14 protein-coding genes and 1 other annotated feature are annotated in these 17,154 nt (G+C 32.3%); of the genes, 2 read left to right on the top strand and 12 right to left on the bottom strand.

Annotated elements, in window-relative coordinates:
* Window positions 1-55 precede the first annotated feature (55 nt).
* Window positions 56-1,969, bottom strand: a complete 1,914-nt coding sequence (thrS, locus tag GXM21_RS03770; RefSeq protein ID WP_008538468.1) for a threonine--tRNA ligase — start codon at window positions 1,967-1,969, stop codon at window positions 56-58.
* A gap of 41 nt (window positions 1,970-2,010) precedes the next feature.
* Window positions 2,011-2,243 (bottom strand) — a binding site (T-box leader).
* 336 nt (window positions 2,244-2,579) lie between these two features.
* Between thrS and GXM21_RS03765 the strand changes: the two genes are divergently transcribed.
* Together GXM21_RS03765 and GXM21_RS03760 are read left to right on the top strand one after the other, a co-directional pair.
* Window positions 2,580-3,197 carry a DUF1349 domain-containing protein gene (locus tag GXM21_RS03765; protein ID WP_008538469.1) on the top strand — a complete coding sequence of 206 codons (618 nt, stop codon included), beginning with the start codon at window positions 2,580-2,582 and terminating at the stop codon, window positions 3,195-3,197.
* Between the two features lie 14 nt (window positions 3,198-3,211).
* Window positions 3,212-4,006 carry a YdcF family protein gene (locus tag GXM21_RS03760; protein WP_008538470.1) on the top strand — a complete coding sequence of 265 codons (795 nt, stop codon included), beginning with the start codon at window positions 3,212-3,214 and terminating at the stop codon, window positions 4,004-4,006.
* 62 nt (window positions 4,007-4,068) lie between these two features.
* Here the strand turns inward: GXM21_RS03760 and cobD are convergent, their stop codons facing one another.
* From cobD to GXM21_RS03705, 11 genes are all read right to left on the bottom strand, one after another.
* Window positions 4,069-5,145: a threonine-phosphate decarboxylase CobD gene (cobD, locus tag GXM21_RS03755; RefSeq protein ID WP_008538471.1), complete on the bottom strand. Its 1,077-nt coding sequence runs from the start codon at window positions 5,143-5,145 to the stop codon at window positions 4,069-4,071.
* A 3-nt stretch (window positions 5,146-5,148) separates the two neighbouring features.
* Window positions 5,149-6,009, bottom strand: coding sequence for a hypothetical protein (locus tag GXM21_RS03750; RefSeq protein WP_008538472.1), 861 nt, complete (start codon window positions 6,007-6,009; stop codon window positions 5,149-5,151).
* Between the two features lie 13 nt (window positions 6,010-6,022).
* Entirely contained in the window at window positions 6,023-7,354 is a 1,332-nt protein-coding gene (locus GXM21_RS03745; RefSeq protein WP_008538474.1) for a TrkH family potassium uptake protein, read from the bottom strand.
* Between the two features lie 25 nt (window positions 7,355-7,379).
* Window positions 7,380-8,738: a TrkH family potassium uptake protein gene (locus tag GXM21_RS03740; protein ID WP_008538475.1), complete on the bottom strand. Its 1,359-nt coding sequence runs from the start codon at window positions 8,736-8,738 to the stop codon at window positions 7,380-7,382.
* 12 nt (window positions 8,739-8,750) lie between these two features.
* Window positions 8,751-10,022: a DUF445 domain-containing protein gene (locus tag GXM21_RS03735; RefSeq protein ID WP_008538476.1), complete on the bottom strand. Its 1,272-nt coding sequence runs from the start codon at window positions 10,020-10,022 to the stop codon at window positions 8,751-8,753.
* A complete protein-coding gene (locus GXM21_RS03730) occupies window positions 10,022-11,272 on the bottom strand; it encodes a DUF445 domain-containing protein (protein WP_008538477.1) in 1,251 nt (416 codons plus the stop codon). Before GXM21_RS03730 ends, GXM21_RS03735 begins: the two co-directional genes overlap by 1 nt.
* Before the next feature lie 198 nt (window positions 11,273-11,470).
* Window positions 11,471-12,613, bottom strand: a complete 1,143-nt coding sequence (gene nspC, locus GXM21_RS03725) for a carboxynorspermidine decarboxylase (protein ID WP_008538478.1) — start codon at window positions 12,611-12,613, stop codon at window positions 11,471-11,473.
* Window positions 12,614-12,735: 122 nt separating this feature from the next.
* The gene (locus tag GXM21_RS03720) at window positions 12,736-13,935 is read right to left on the bottom strand and encodes a saccharopine dehydrogenase family protein (protein WP_008538479.1); all 1,200 of its coding nucleotides are present in this window, start codon (window positions 13,933-13,935) and stop codon (window positions 12,736-12,738) included.
* Window positions 13,936-13,962: 27 nt separating this feature from the next.
* Window positions 13,963-14,832: an agmatinase gene (gene speB / locus GXM21_RS03715; RefSeq protein ID WP_008538480.1), complete on the bottom strand. Its 870-nt coding sequence runs from the start codon at window positions 14,830-14,832 to the stop codon at window positions 13,963-13,965.
* Window positions 14,813-15,673 carry a polyamine aminopropyltransferase gene (speE, locus tag GXM21_RS03710; RefSeq protein WP_008538481.1) on the bottom strand — a complete coding sequence of 287 codons (861 nt, stop codon included), beginning with the start codon at window positions 15,671-15,673 and terminating at the stop codon, window positions 14,813-14,815. Before speE ends, speB begins: the two co-directional genes overlap by 20 nt.
* A 7-nt stretch (window positions 15,674-15,680) precedes the next feature.
* Window positions 15,681-17,108, bottom strand: a complete 1,428-nt coding sequence (locus GXM21_RS03705; protein ID WP_177159339.1) for an aminotransferase class I/II-fold pyridoxal phosphate-dependent enzyme — start codon at window positions 17,106-17,108, stop codon at window positions 15,681-15,683.
* Window positions 17,109-17,154: the final 46 nt, after the last annotated feature.

The raw sequence follows: 17,154 nt of genomic DNA, 5'->3' as shown, positions 1-17,154 counted from the left end.
TTAAATAAAAAAGCTCTTAATAGCAAAAATTATTAAGAGCTTTTATTTTTATTAATTACTGAGCTTTTGTTTTAATTTCTTCAAGAAGATTGTTGATAAATTCATCAGTATCCATAGTAACAGTATCTTTTTCACGACGTTTACGAACAGAAATATTTTTATTTTCTAATTCGGATTCACCTACGATAATGCTGTATGGAACTTTTTTAACTTGAGCTTCACGGATTTTGTAACCGATTTTTTCATTGCGGTCATCAACTTCTACACGAATGCCGAGGTCAAACATTTTGCGTTTGATTTCATAAGCATAATCAACATATTTATCGCTGATAGGTAATATTTTAACCTGTACAGGAGCGAGCCATACTGGGAATGCACCAGCATAGTTTTCAATTAAAATACCGATAAAGCGTTCGATACTTCCGTATACTACACGGTGAATCATTACTGGACGATGTTTCTGACCATCTTCACCGATATAAGTGAGGTCGAATTTTTCAGGCATTAACATATCAAGCTGAATTGTACCACACTGCCAAGTACGACCGATAGAGTCAGTTAAATGGAAGTCGATTTTTGGACCATAGAAAGCGCCATCGCCTTCGTTGATAACGTATTTAAGACCACGATGTTCAAGTGCATTTCTAAGTGCATTAGTTGCAGTTTCCCAAACTTCATCAGAACCCATGGAGTCTTCAGGACGTGTGCTGAGTTCTGCATGATAAGTTAAACCAAATGTGCTATAAACTTTATCAAATAAGTCAATAACTCTTTGGATTTCATCTTCAATCTGGCTAGGTAACATAAAGATATGAGCATCATCTTGAGTGAAGTTACGTACACGCATTAAACCATGTAATGCACCAGATAATTCATGACGATGTACAAGACCAAGTTCACCAAGGCGAAGTGGTAAATCACGATAGCTGTGTTGCTGTGTTAAATAAACAAGCATACCACCTGGGCAGTTCATTGGTTTAATTGCATAATCTTCACCATCAATTTTTGTGAAGTACATATTTTCTTTATAATGATCCCAATGACCAGAAGTTTCCCAAAGTTTACGATTCATAATCATTGGAGTTTTAATTTCCTGATAACCAAATTGACGATGAACTTCACGCCAGTAGTTGATGAGTTCGTTTCTGATTACCATACCATTTGGATGGAAGAATGGGAAGCCTGGACCTTCTTCATGTAAGCTGAATAAATCGAGTTCTTTACCGAGTTTGCGGTGATCACGTTTAGCAGCTTCTTCAAGCATTTTTAAGTAAGCATCTAAATCAGCTTGTTTTTCAAATGCTGTACCATATACACGTTGAAGCATTTTATTTTTTTCGCTACCGCGCCAATAAGCACCAGCAACAGATTGTAATTTAATAGCTTTTACTTTACCTGTAGATACTACGTGTGGACCTGCACAAAGGTCAGTGAATTCACCTTGGCTGTACATAGTGATCATTGCATCTTCTGGTAAATCATTAATTAATTCTACTTTATAGCTTTCGCCTTCAGCATTGAAGAAATCAAGTGCTTCCTGACGAGTAACTTCTTTACGTACAATTGCTAAATTTTCTTTAACAATTTTTTTCATTTCTTTTTCGATTTTTGCTAAATCTTCAGTGCTAAGCTGATGATCCATATCAAAATCATAGTAAAAACCATTGTCAATTGCAGGACCAATTGCAAGTTTTACATTTTTATCGCCATAAAGACGTTTTACAGCTTGAGCTAAAATATGAGAAGCACTATGACGAAGTGCCCAACGACCATCTTCATCTTCAAAAGTTAAAATTTCTACTTGATGATCTCCATCTATAACAGTCATTAAATCTTTAGTTTCTCCATCAATTTTGCAAGCTAAAGCTTTTTTTGCTAAAGAATTACTAAAGGATTTTACAAAATCAAGAACAGTAGTGCCTTCAGCTACTTCACGAACAGCACCATCTTTTAATGTGATATTTGCCATTTTATTAACCTCCTAAAAAAATAAAAAACCTCCATCCCAAAACTAGGGACGAGGCTTGTAGTTCGCGGTTCCACCCTGTTTGCCATAAAATATGACCAACTCAAAAATGATAACGGAATTTCTCCGGCAAAACTTAATAAATAAATCTAAATTTATAGTTCAGCTTTGCAGTTTGAAAGTGGTAATCAAAGAGTATGCTTAAGAAGTTTCCAGCCTCGACTTCTCTCTCTGTAAACATATAATTCTTTAATCATGTCTTTCGCATTACTTTTACATATATCTTTATGATGTCTTCATTATAATAAAGCAGTATCTCAATGTCAAGAGTTATTCTTTTTTCTCATTTCTAAAATTCCTATCAAAATAATATACTTATAAGATATTATCTATTTATTATAATATTTATTTTAATTTAAATTTAATCTATTTTTAATCTGTACTTTAATCATATTTTAATCTAATCAGATTATACTATATACATAACTCAATAAAGTTATATAAGTTTTTGCTCTCCGATAGGTTTCTCTCCCTATCGGTTTTTTTTGCCTTCACAAGATACATATATAAAATTAAAATAATATATATACACCAAAATAAATGAGATGTTACTATGTTTTTTGATGTAGATAAGCTACATTGGACTCGTAAACCTTTATCATTTAATATAACTAAAGATAAAATCGAAATCATAACTTCACCTCATACTGATTTATGGCAAAGAACATATTATCACTTCAGAAATGATAATGCTCCTGTGCTACAGATGAGTACAAGTGAAGAATTCTTTTCATTTACTGTTAAGACAGATTTTGATAGCAAAGTCCGATTTGACCAATGCGGCATCGTCTTATATTTAGATAGTGAAAACTGGCTCAAAGCTTCCGTTGAATATGAAAATGAAGATATTCAACATTTGGGTAGTGTTGTTACTAATAAAGGATATTCTGATTGGGCAACAACTGTAATTAATAGTTCTATAAAATCCATTTGGTATAGATTGAGTCGCCGAAAAGACGATTTTCGCATAGAATATTCTCTTAATGGCATAAATTATAATCAAATGCGCATATGTCATCTTTGGGAAGCTTCTGGTGATATCCAATTTGGCATTTATGCTTGTAGCCCAGAAAATTCTTCATTTAAAGCTACATTTACTGATTTCAAAATGACAGAATGTGTTTGGCAAGCTCACGACGGTCAACAACCTGACGAAGATATTACTTATTAAAGGAATGTTATTTTATGAATACACTTATCGCCAAAAATTTAAATATTCTCATTGATTTTTTAGCTAAAAGAGATTTAACTGCACTATCTCCCGATGAATTACAAGCAAAATACAAAATAAATCAAGCCGATTTGTTGATTTTATTCGGTGGTTCTATTCCTGAAGGTACTGATGTATTTGCTAAAGCTCATCAACAAAATATAGCTAAAAATTATCTTTTAGTCGGCGGTGCTGGTCATACTACAGAAGCTCTCCGCCAAAAAATGCAATCATCTTTAGCCGATATAGATATCTCCACTAAATCTGAAGCAGAAATCTTTGCTCTCTATTTAAAAAACAAATACAATATCACAGATTGTTTATTAGAAACTAAATCTACTAACTGCGGTAATAATATCACTAATGCTCTAGAACTTTTAAAAAATCTAGATTTAAAGCCAAAATCCATCATTTTTATGCAAGATGCTACTATGCAAAATCGCATGGACGCAGGTTTTCGAAAATATTGTCCTTGTGATACTACTTTAATCAATTATGCTACATATAAAGTTCATTTCACTGTTCAAAATGATAAATTATGTTTAGAACAAAATAATATCTGGCAAATGTGGAATATTGATAAATATATTGAGCTACTCATGGGAGAAATTCCTCGTCTTACAGATAATATCAACGGTTATGGTCCTCAAGGTAAAGATTTTATCGCTCATGTAGATATACCACAAGAAGTTCATAGTGCTTATCAATATCTCTATCAACATTTAAATATCAAAACACGCCAGGCAAATTCGCTTTATGCTACAAAATAAAGAAAGTGTCTACTTATTATATTTTATCTTCATGGCAAAATATAATTTAGTAGACACTTTTTTTAAGCTAAAATCTCTGTTAAAGCATCAATTAATTCATCATTTTCTTCACGAGTTCGCACTGCAAAACGCACGAAATACTCATTTAATCCTGGATAGTTTTCACAATTGCGAATAGCTATGCCATATGATAATAATTTTGCTTTTAACTCATTAGCTGTCATCTTTGTTTTTTCTATATTCACTAAAATAAAATTAACAGTTGGCTCATATACCTTCAACTTATCAAAAGTTTCCAGCTCTTCATAAAGATAATTTATCTCTGTTCTTGTATATGTTCTACTGCGACGCTGATATACTTTATCCTCTAAAGCTACCATACCTGCAATCTGTGCTAAAGCATTCACATTCCATGGGTCTTTTGCCTGATAAAGTGGGTCTAAAACTTCATGGTCTGTAGCTGCAAAACCTAAGCGAAGTCCTGGTAATGCATAAAATTTAGTCAAAGAATGCAATACAAATAAATTATGATATTTTTCCACTAAAGGAAGTACGGAAAAAGCTTCACTTGTTTTGATAAAATCCATAAAAGACTCATCAACAACTACAAAACAGCCATTATTTTCAGCATGTTCAATCAAAAGCTCCATATCTTCTACAGTAAATAACGTACCTGTTGGATTATTAGGATTGCCGATAAATAAAATATCGTTGCCTTTTATATTCACAATTAAATCTCGCATAGGAGAATTAAATTCCTGTTTTTCAGATAACATTACATAATTTATATTCGCTCCAGAAGCTTTAGCTGCTCTTTCATATTCGCTAAAACCTGGAGACACAATCAACGCATTTTTTGGCTTTAATATATGGCAAAGTATATATAATAATTCTACTGCGCCATTACCTACGATAATTTTATCTGCACTGATACCATAATTTTCGGCGATTTTACCACAAAGCTCTCTTGCATCTGGCTCTGGATAATGAATTATATCATCAATATGGTCAACAATCGCTTTTTTTATATTTTTAGATAATCCATATGGATTTATATTAGCACTGAAATCTATGATTTTATCTAAATTTTCTTGTGCCATTATTTTTTTTAAATCTCCGCCATGCTCAAACTTTTGCATAATTTACTCTCTTTCTATGATAATTCCACCAGAAATCATTTTTACTAAATTTAAATAATGTAAATCAAAACATTCACTTAATATTTTTTGTTTACATTCTTCAATTAAACTTTCCTCACAATTATCATCAAATAATACACCAATGACAGTGCCACTGTGAGCAACATTTACACCTATTGCCTGATAATCTTCGGATATTATCATGATATCTTCTAATTGCTTTTTATATAATATTTTTTGATTTGCATATGCACTCATAACGCAAGCTTTGCCGATATATCTATTATTTTTCTCTTTAAAGCCTAGACGCAAATAATCTAAAGCTTCTTTAATTGTATTTTCATTTTCTTGATACAATCGTTTTAAATTCTTGCGACGATTAAAAGATAAAGTATCGACCTTACCACCACAATCAAACATCAGTATCTTAATCTTTGGCGCTAAACCTAAATGCTCTAAAGCTTGACCATTTAAATGATTATATCTGACAATGCCTTTACAAAAAATACCATCAGTTGGCTCAATGCTTGTTGCAATCTTTGATATTTCATCTTGAGATAATATCCGTTTACAAGAAAGAGCTGTCAACTGACAAATACTTGCAATATCTGCACTACTTGAAGCCATGCCCTTTCCTGTCAACAATTCTGTAGTCAAACAAAATTTTGCATAAGATTTAGTGCCCAGATAATCAAGCGTTTTATTGCGTGCCAAACGAGCTTTATATGGTAAATAGGAAAAATATTTTGTTATACTCGCCTTGGTATACATTGAAATAGGACAAGTAACTAAAAAAGGTATATCATCAATCATGCCTTGTACTAACTCGCCACAAGAACCTGGTATTTTAACACTAAGACCCATGCAAAAATTCTCCTTAACCAATAATAAATTTATCTTCAGGATAGCGAATTTTATTTTTCTTCTTACGAATAACAAGTGCCATCGCAAAAGAAATAATACCAATTCGTCCCATCAACATTACAAAAATAATTACAATTCTACTAGAAGCATCCATTTCATTTATCGTACCTGTAGGCAGACCTACAGTAGCGAACATAGATACAGACTCAAATAAGATTTTAGACAAAGCAATATCTTCTGTCAAACATAAAAACATTGACATCAAAAATACGACAATCGCACTGACAAAGAAAATACTCATTGCACGGAAAATGACAATCGGTGGTACAGTACGCTCAAAGATAACAACATCTTCACGACCGCGAATGAGCGACCAAATTGCTGCAAAGATAACAGCTATAGTAGTAGTTTTAATACCGCCACCTGTTGAAGCTGGCGAACCGCCAATAAACATCAAAAACATAATCAACAATAAACTAGGTTCTGTCAATGAGCCTATATCGAGCATTGAAAATCCTGATGTTCTAGCCATCGAAGCCATGAATGTACTTACCATCACTTTATCAAATAAACCTAAATCGCCTAAAGTATTTTGATTTCCATATTCCAAAATAAAAATAAATACACTGCCGATAAGAATTAAAAAACCAGTAGTAACAAGTACAAGCTTACTATTAATACTCAATTTTTGCCATTTGCGCTTTTGATAGATATCTAATAAAACAGCAAAACCCAATCCGCCACAAATAACTTCTATCAATAATATTAGATTGAAAAATGGGTGAAAAATATAATCTGCAAAATTACTTCCACCTAAAATATCAAAACCTGCATTACAAAAAGCCGATACAGAATGCCAAAAACCAAAATAAATAGCTGTGCCTACACTATAATCTTGACAGAAAATAATTGTTAAAATAACTCCACCTATAAATTCAAAAGCAACAGTCATTTTCACAATACTGATTACAAGTCGCACTACTCCAGCCACTGACCATCTTTGCAATGACTCTTGAATTAATAATCTATCTCGAAGTTGAATGCGTTTACCCATCACCACTGCCAAAATAGTAGTGATAGTCATAATTCCTAAAGCTCCAATTTGCACCAAAATAATAATTATTATTTGCCCAAATACAGAAAAATTATCACCTAAACTAAATATGGAAACACCCGATACACATACTGCTGACGCTGACATAAATAATGCATCGACAAAGCTCAAAGGCTCGATATCTACCACTGTAATCGGCAACATCAACAACATAGTACCAGTCAATATTATTATTCCATAACTACATAAAACAATCTGATATGGATTTAATTTTCTAATATATTTCATCATTTTATCTAAACCTAAAACTTATTAATCAACCTACCCCAATACGCTCTGAAGGATATCCTATTTTAGCTGTTTTTCGATTGCGCATAGCAATAGCCATCAAAAATGTAAGTACGCCTAGACGACCAATAAACATTATTAAAACCAATATGGACTTACCATAAACAGTCAAACTAGAAGTAATCCCTGTGGATAAACCTACAGTAGCCAATGCCGATGTAACTTCAAATAATATTTTTATAAATGGAAAATCTTCTGTTAAACATAAAAACATTGTTCCTAAAACTACTAAAGCTGCTGCTATATAAAAAATAGCCAAAGATTTTACAATCAAATCATGTTCAATACGTCTTTTAAACAATGTAACTTCTTCATTGCCACGAATGATAGAGGTAACTGTCGCAAAAATTATCGCAAAAGTTGTAGTTTTTATCCCACCACCAGTAGAACCAGGAGATGCCCCTAAGAACATCAATATGATGATAAAAAATAATGAAGCTTCATGTAATGCTCCTGTATCCATCAAAGTATATCCTGCTGTACGTGAAGTTGTAGATAAAAAGAAAGTCCCTATTAACTTATGCCACCAATCCCAATTACCAATCGTATTTTCATTATTATATTCTAAAAAGAACAATACTATTGTACCAATTACCAATAAAATCAAAGTTGTCAATAAAGCAACTTTAGCATGCAAAGAAAACATCTTCCAATTATGTTTTTGGTAAAGTTCTACCGTTACACCATAACCAATACCGCCTAATATAATCAAAAAAGCGATAACTAAACAAAATAAAGGGTCAGTATTATATTTAAAAATATTAGTACCGCCAAAAATATCAAAACCAGCATTACAAAACGCTGATATAGAATGCCAAAACGCCATATATATCCCATGTAATCCATAATCAGGATATAGGCGAAAAGATAGCAGTACGCCACCTATAAATTCAATACATAAAGTGGTCTTTACCAATAATTTAATTAATTTTACAACGCCCCCAACAGTCAACCTGTTCAATGATTCTTGAGCTATTAACCTACTTCTAAGCTGAATACGCTTTCCTAAAATCAAGGCAAATACTGTCGTCATTGTCATTACACCAAAACCGCCAATTTGAATCAACATAATAATTACTAATTGCCCAAATGTAGAAAAATATTGACCAGTATCCACCACAATTAAACCAGTAACACATACAGCTGATGTTGCAGTAAATAAAGCATCTATAAATGATAGACTGCTACCATCATTAGATGCTATAGGTAACATCAATAAAAATGCACCTACTAATATTAAGCCTAAAAAAGAAAAAACTAAAACTTGATAAGGACTTAACATCAATAGCCAATTATTAATACTCTTGGGAATTTCTGCCTGTTGCAAAATTAATTCCTCCTATTTGTTCACTAATTGCAATAACCAAAAAGCAAAAAAGCCTATGATACCGCCAACGATAGAGCCGTTTAAACGTATCCATATCATATCTGTTTCGACTTTATCGTATACTAACTCATTTAATTGCTTATCTGTTAATCCTTCTAAAAATTTACGTGCTAATTCTAAGATTACATCTTCACCTTTTAAAGCACTACGATGAACAACATCTAATACAAAACGATTTATTTTTGATTTAAATTCATTATTTGTATTTAATTTTTCAATACATCTATCTATTTCTTCACTTAAAATCTGTTCTATCGTCTGATAAAGCTTATTCTCTCTATTATTATTAGCTAATAGATATTCACAAAAATTGCGCAAAGAATTTTGTAGAATTTTTTCCACAATACCCATTTCCACAAAACTATCACGCAAAGTATTTAAGCTATCAACCCAATTTTCATCATCGCGAATATTCATCAAAGCTTCTTCATATAAATTTATGAGATTTGCATATAATTCGCCATCTTTATCGCTGACATCATCTAATAAATCTAAAATACGTTCATGAATTATCAAAGACAATTCATCTGGGTCTAAAGTATTTGTCGCTAAAGCCAAAGATAACATCAGACCGCCTAGACCACTTTCATACTGTTTTTGATAATTTTCAAGAAAAGCATCTATTCTTGCTTTTCCTTCTCTTCCTGAAAAATATCCTTTCAAGAAATTTATACCTTTATCTACAGCGAGCTGACTATTTTCACTTTTGAGCAATACGCCCATTAAATTATGCGATAAATCACCCATAGACTCTTTTAAAATAAGCTGAGCTATTTTTTCACTGTTTTTTTGTGCTACTTTAGCAGTATCTATTTCAGCGATTTTTTTCACTAAAAACTGCATAACTTCATTTAATATATATTTTTTATTATCAGGATTTTTAGCCCAATTTAAACCCCATGATAATAAATCAGCATTGCATATACGTCTATAAATTTTGCGCTTAGATAAAAATTCTGTCTGCAACATTCTCACGCAAGAATTTATAAAAGCATCTCTACGGCTTGGCAATATAGCTGTATGAAAAGGAAACCCTAGTGGCTTTTTAAATAAAGCTGTAACTGCAAACCAGTCCGCAATACCACCAACTAAACTTGCTTCACTGCAAAATAATAATAATTCAAAAATAATATATTGTGGATATAAAGTTCTTAAAGCTAAAACTACTAAAAAACAAACAAATAATACACATAATGTTTTATCTGCTCTATTAAATCTATCCATTATCCGCACATCCTTTCCACAACAAAGGATATTACATATAATCCCATACCGGCAATAGCACCAACTACAGAACCGTTTATACGTATCATTTGAAGGTCATCACCAACACGTTTTTCTACTAAATCGACAAATTCTTGCTGTGAATACTTCATCAATTCATCTTTGATATAATCTAAGCCCCATTGTGAATTATTTTGAATTATCTTCGTTATTGTATTAATGAAAAACTTATTTAATTTAGCCTGCATTTCATTATCTACAGCCAATTTAGCAATAAGATTATCTATATAATCTTCAATTTGCTTCCATAATTGTTCTCTATTTTCGCTATTTTGGCAGAAATTATCGATTAAAGACACTAAATTATCGCTAAAATCAAAATTCTTCACGAAAAAGTAATGTTCTAATTGAGCAACTTTTTGCTTATAGCCATTTCTACTACCTAGAATTTCTATTTTTTCTGCAAGTAAAGTTTTTAAATGTTCACGTTCTTTACTATCATAATCAAGTAATAAATTAGTATATTCATCCAATTTTTTATTTAACTTCTGTGTCAAATTTTCACTAGATAAATCCATCATTTCAAACATAAAACTACGTTTTTGACTATCTTTTATATATTTTTCTTTGATAATGCTTACATTATCGTCAATTAGTTTATGCATGAAATCCTTTACCAACAATTCAGGCACTGTAGCTCTGACCATTTTTATAATATAGTCTATGCATTTATCCCCTGCTGGTGTCTTGATAAAATCTAGTAAAAATTGAATAATAATCCTTGCTATATTAAAATTCTTACGACGACTCTTCAAGGCGCTTGCCAATGAATAACCTACTTTTCTCGTATCAAGTGAATTAATCACCTGCATAACTAATTCTTTTAATGCTACTTTGGCTTTTTCTTTACCACCTTTTTGAGCGTACTCTACTACCATCATTGCCATATTATAATTTTTAATATTATTAATGATGTATTCTGGATTTAATAAATCTCTACCGATAAATTTTACTATCTCGTCCATGATGCGTTCACGATTACGAGGTAATATTTCCGTACGATAAGAGATAAAGCCCAGTGGTTTTCTAAATAGAGCTGTAACTGCAAACCAATCCGCTAGACCACCGATTAAGGCAGCCAAAAATCCATGATTTAGCAACAAGCCCCAAAAAGAATCTAATTTATATGTAGCAATAAATCCCAAAAACATGATGACTAAAACCAATGTAGCCTGTGTTTTTTTCGACATAATAACCCTCCCTTATTCAAATAATATAAAGATATTATACCGCAAAAGCCATGTTTATAAAATATTGTTGCCAAATTAACTGCCATATTAGACTATAAATCAAACAAAAATAAAGATTATTTAAGCCAAATAAATCAACTTAAATAATCTTTATTTCATTAAATATCATAAGATATAACTAAATTTATGATTAATAATTTAAGACAATCTCATTTTAAAATCTTCATAGCCAAAAGATTTTACTACTTCAATAGTATCATCTTCATGTAAAACGGCAATATCTGGAAGTGGCATACCATTGAATGTATTATTTTTTACCATGGAATAAATAGCCATATCGCAGAAGATAATTTTATCGCCAACTTTTAAAGGTTTATCAAAAGAATATTCCCCTATGATATCACCTGCAAGACAAGTAGGGCCACCAAAACGGTAAGTATATGCTTTTTCATTTGGTTTTCCTGAATTAATTACATTTGGTCTATATGGCATTTCCAATACATCAGGCATATGACAAGCAGCAGAAGTATCTAAAATTGCAATATCTATGTCATTGTGAATAAGCTCTAAGACTTCACTGACTAAATAACCTGCATTTAATGCCACAGCTTCACCAGGCTCTAAATAAATTTCTAAATCATATTTTTCTTTCATATGATTAATGCAATTTATTAAAAGCTCAATATCATAATCTTCACGAGTGATATGATGACCACCACCAAAATTGAGCCATTTTAAATCATATAAATATTTGCCAAATTTTGCTTCAATAGCATCTAATGTAGTTTTTAAATCATCAGAGTTTTGTTCGCAAAGTGTATGGAAATGAAGTCCTTTCAATCCTTCTAACTTTTCTGGTTCAAAATTATCAAGTGTAACACCTAAGCGAGAACCTTTAGCACATGGGTCATAAATATCATGTCCTTCTTGTGTAGAACATTCTGGATTAATGCGAATACCACATTCCTTGCCTTTAGCTAAAGCTATATCTTTATATTTTTCCCATTGATTAAAAGAATTAAAAATTATATGGTCGCAAATCTCCACGATTTCAGCAAAATCTTTTTCTTTATATGCTGGAGAAAATATATGATTTTCTTTATCCTTCATGAATTCATGAGCTAATTTAGCTTCAAAAATACCACTTGCTGTAGCACCTTTTAGATATTTGCCAATCATAGGATAAAAATAAAACATAGAAAAAGCTTTTTGTGCAAGTAAAATATGACAACCTGTTTTATCTTGTACCATTTTTAAAACTTCAAGATTTTCACGAAGTTTTTTCTCGTCCATAACATAACTAGAAGTTGCTACATTTTGTAATTTTTCTTCTAATTTCACTAAATCACTTCCTTAAAATTATTTTTAATTAAATACTATAATATTCTAAATCAAAATCTCAATTTATTTAAATAAGACAGTACACCAACGGCATACTGTCTTATTTTTATTAAAAATATATTTTATTCTACTAAATCAGGGTTGAAGCTTTCTTTCCATGGAAGACCCCATTTATTAAGAGCGTCCATAAATGGATCTGGATCAAATTCTTCAATATTATATACGCCTGGTTTTTTCCATGTGCCGTTCATGATGAGCATTGCACCAATCATTGCTGGAACACCAGTTGTATAAGAGATTGCTTGAGAGCCAACTTCTTTGTAGCATTCTTGATGATCGCAAACATTGTATAAATAATATGTTTTATCTTTGCCATCTTTTTTACCTTGGAAGATACAGCCGATATTTGTTTTACCTACTGTACGAGGGCCAAGGCTAGCTGGATCTGGAAGTACAGCTTTTAAGAATTGAAGTGGCACGATTTTATGACCTTCAAATTCGATAGGTTCGATAGAAGTCATACCTACATTTTCTAAACATTTTAAATGAGTTAAATAAGACTGACCAAAAGTCATGAAGAAACGAATACGTTTAATACCTTTAATATTTAAGCCTAAGGATTCAAGTTCTTCATGGTGAAGTAAATACATGTCTTTTTCGCCAATTTCTGGGAAATTGTACACGCGTTTTATTTCCATAGGTTTAGTTTCTACCCATTTACCATCTTCCCAGTAGCTACCATTAGCAGAAACTTCACGGATATTGATTTCAGGATTGAAGTTTGTAGCAAATGGATATCCATGATCACCTGCATTACAATCCAAGATATCAATATAGTTAATTTCATCAAAATGATGTTTCATTGCATAAGCAGAGAATACGCCTGTTACACCTGGGTCAAAACCACTGCCTAAAAGTGCAGTAATTCCAGCTTTTTCAAAGCGTTCACGATAAGCCCACTGCCATTTATATTCAAATTTAGCAGTATCTAATGGTTCATAATTTGCAGTATCCACATAATGAACTTTAGTAGCAAGACAAGCGTCCATAATTGTTAAATCTTGATATGGAAGAGCTAAGTTGATTACTACATCTGGTTTGAATTCATTGATTAAGTTAATAAGTTGATTTACATCATCAGCATCTACTTGAGCTGTAGTAATTTTTGTTTTGCCACCGCTTAATTTTTCTTTTAAAGCATCACATTTGCTTTTTGTACGGCTAGCAATACAGATTTCTTCGAATACATCACTATTTTGACAACATTTATGGATAGTAACACTTGCTACACCACCACAACCAATAATTAGAGCTTTACCCATTTGGCAAATTCCCCCTTTTATAAAAATTTATTTATTATTTATATTATAATCTAAAGCCAATAAATATTCACGTAGTAATTTTAAAGCAGTAGCTGTAGAGATACCACTTTGGTCATATGGTGGAGATAATTCTACCATATCACAGCCTACTACATTGCATTTATTAGCTACTAAATTCATTGCACGACGAAGTTCATCAAAAGATACTCCACCTGCTTCTGGTGTACCAGTTCCAGGGAATACAGCTGCATCTAATACATCTAAATCCACTGTAAAATAAACAGATTTTCCTTTTAATTTTTCTACAACATCTTCTAACCCTACAAAATCAAAACGTCTAGTCTGTACATGCTCTTTGCCCCAAGCAAATTCAGCACGTTCACCACTTCTGATACCAAATTGATAAATTTTATTATCGCCAACGATATCCCATACACGATGAAGCACTGTAGCATGAGATAATTTAGCTCCTAAATAATCATCACGAAGGTCAGCATGTGCATCAAAATGAATGACATGCAAATCATCATATTTTTCGGCTACAGCACGTACACTGCCTAAAGTAACTAAATGTTCGCCACCAATCATAAGTGGAATTTTACCATCATTTACAATCTGACGTGTAAAATCTTCAATATCTTTTAGTGCATTTTCCACACTGCCAAAAGGAAGTTCTAAATCTCCGCCATCAAAAACATAGGCATCTTCTAAATCTAAATCAAGATATGGGCTAAAAGTTTCAAGACCATATGACTCTGCTCTCATAGTACGACTAGCAAAACGAGTCCCTGGTCTATATGAAGTTGTAGAGTCAAATGGTGCGCCAAATAAAACTATTTTCGCTTCATCATATTCTCTATCACAACCTAAAAATGTCTCAATGTTTTTTTTCAACATCTTCCATTAATTCCTCCACATAATTTGGTAATGCAAATGATGCATTGTGTAAGTTCGCATTATAATAGCGAGTTTTCAAACCTAAAGCATTCCATCTTTTAGCATCAAAATCTAAAACTGGGTGATACTTTTTGGACGCAAAGCCAAATAACCAATGACCTGATGGATAAGTAGGGATATGCGCTTGATATACTCTACTTATAGGGAAAGATTTTACAATACGTTGATGTGCGCGTTGCATAGCAAAAGCATCTTCATCATAAAATGGACTTTCATGCTGATTTACCATAATGCCATCTTCTTTTAATGCTTTATAGCAATTTCCATAAAATTCCTTAGTGAATAAACCTTCCCCAGGGCCAAATGGGTCTGTAGAATCAACGATGATTAAATCATATTCATTATTACAATGGCGAATGAATTTCAAACCATCTTCAAAATAACAATGCAAACGTTCATCATCAAAACTGCAAGCTGTCTGTGGTAAGTATTTACGAGAAATATTCACAACACGCTCATCAATTTCTACTAAATCCACTGACTCTACATTTTTATAACGCAATAATTCACGAGCAGTACCACCATCGCCACCGCCAATAATGAGTACTCTCTTTGGATTAGGATGTACTGCCATAGGTACATGCACTATCATTTCATGATAAATGAATTCATCTTTTTCAGTTAGCATTACATAGCCATCTAATACCATCATGCGACCAAATTCTTTAGACTCAAAAATATCTATACGCTGAAACTCAGTCTGTTCAGAATGAAGTTGTTTATCAATCTGAATAGAAAACTTTACATACGGTGTATGTAATTCACTGAACCATAAATCCATTTATCTATCACTCCTTAATTACATTTAAACGTTTTATTTCCATATCTTCAGGGCCTGTCATGGAACAGCCTTTATCTTTAGCATAGTGAATATATTCTAAAATCTCTGGTGTAATTAATTCCCCTGGTGCCAAAATCGGTATTCCAGGAGGATAACACATTACAAATTCACTGCATACTTTACCACAGCTTTCATCTAATGGTAAAGATACTTTTTCACTATAAAAGGCATCTTGTGGTCCACACATTACTTTAGGGCTGATATATTCAGCTTCTAACATGCCCTTATGGTCTTTTTTATAATTTCTGCGAATTTCTGCTAACGCACTTACTAAGCGTTCAATATCTTTTGCTCTATCGCCAACAGATACATAAGCAAGTAGATTGCCGATATCTCCAAATTCTGCTTGAATATCGTATTCATCACGCAATAAATCATATACTTCAATACCAGCAAGACCTACAGGTAATGTATAAATAGCTAATTTAGTGGTATCAAAATCAAAAACACTATCGCCATTTATCTTTTCATCTGCATAAGCATAATAATCACCGATATTATTGATTTCTTGTCGTGCATAATCTACTAAATCTATAACAAAATCAAAGATTTCGCTGCCATGTACGGCTAAATTAGAACGAGAAATATCAAGGCTAGACATCAATAAATATGAACCACTTGTAGTTTGTGTCAAATTTATAATCTGATGAACATAACCTGCTTTTACATTTTTACCAGTGAGCAAAAATGAACTTTGTGTAAGTGAGCCACCTGATTTATGCATACTTACAGCTGCCATATCAGCTCCCGCATGAATAGCTGCTATAGGTAATCGTTTATTAAAATAAAAATGTGTTCCATGTGCTTCATCAGCCAAAACTAACATATTATGTTCATGGGCTACTTTTATAATTTCTTTTAAATTAGAACAAATACCATAATATGTTGGATTATTTACTAAAACTGCTTTAGCATCTGGATTTTCTCTTATAGCTTTTTTTACTTCCTCAACTGACATACCGAGTGATATACCAAGTTGTTTATCCATCTGCGGATTAATATATATTGGAATAGCTCCACACAAAATCATCGCATTTATAGCACTGCGGTGGACATTTCGCGGTAAAATAATCTTATCACCACGCTTACAAGCTGTTAAAATCATCGTTTGTACAGCTGACGTAGTTCCACCTACCATAAAAAAGGCATGCTCTGCTCCAAAAGCATCTGCTGCTAATTCCTCAGCTTCTTTGATTACAGAAACTGGGTGACATAAATTGTCTAATGGTTTCATTGAATTTACATCTACAGATAAACATTTTTCGCCTAAAAAATTTAATAAAGCTTTATTTCCTCTACCTCTTTTATGTCCTGGAACATCAAAAGGTACTACACGCATTTTTTTAAATCTTTCTAAAGCTTCCAAAACAGGCATTTTCTTTTGTGCTTGTCTATCCAATAATTTCACCAACCTTCTTTAA

This window comes from Megamonas funiformis (assembly GCF_010669225.1).
Lineage (GTDB): Bacteria > Bacillota > Negativicutes > Selenomonadales > Selenomonadaceae > Megamonas > Megamonas funiformis.
Note: the sequence above shows the minus strand (reverse complement) of the source record. Positions and strands in the feature narration are given on the sequence as shown.

Excerpts from the sequence above, each read along its gene's own strand:
- thrS (WP_008538468.1), bottom strand. The coding sequence starts at position 1,969 with ATGGCAAATATCACATTAAAAGATGGTGCTGTTCGTGAAGTAGCTGAA.
- GXM21_RS03765 (WP_008538469.1), top strand. The coding sequence starts at position 2,580 with ATGTTTTTTGATGTAGATAAGCTACATTGGACTCGTAAACCTTTATCA.
- GXM21_RS03760 (WP_008538470.1), top strand. The coding sequence starts at position 3,212 with ATGAATACACTTATCGCCAAAAATTTAAATATTCTCATTGATTTTTTA.
- cobD (WP_008538471.1), bottom strand. The coding sequence starts at position 5,145 with ATGCAAAAGTTTGAGCATGGCGGAGATTTAAAAAAAATAATGGCACAA.
- GXM21_RS03750 (WP_008538472.1), bottom strand. The coding sequence starts at position 6,009 with ATGGGTCTTAGTGTTAAAATACCAGGTTCTTGTGGCGAGTTAGTACAA.
- GXM21_RS03745 (WP_008538474.1), bottom strand. The coding sequence starts at position 7,354 with ATGATGAAATATATTAGAAAATTAAATCCATATCAGATTGTTTTATGT.
- GXM21_RS03735 (WP_008538476.1), bottom strand. The coding sequence starts at position 10,022 with ATGGATAGATTTAATAGAGCAGATAAAACATTATGTGTATTATTTGTT.
- GXM21_RS03730 (WP_008538477.1), bottom strand. The coding sequence starts at position 11,272 with ATGTCGAAAAAAACACAGGCTACATTGGTTTTAGTCATCATGTTTTTG.
- GXM21_RS03720 (WP_008538479.1), bottom strand. The coding sequence starts at position 13,935 with ATGGGTAAAGCTCTAATTATTGGTTGTGGTGGTGTAGCAAGTGTTACT.
- speB (WP_008538480.1), bottom strand. The coding sequence starts at position 14,832 with ATGTTGAAAAAAAACATTGAGACATTTTTAGGTTGTGATAGAGAATAT.
- speE (WP_008538481.1), bottom strand. The coding sequence starts at position 15,673 with ATGGATTTATGGTTCAGTGAATTACATACACCGTATGTAAAGTTTTCT.
- GXM21_RS03705 (WP_177159339.1), bottom strand. The coding sequence starts at position 17,108 with ATGCCTGTTTTGGAAGCTTTAGAAAGATTTAAAAAAATGCGTGTAGTA.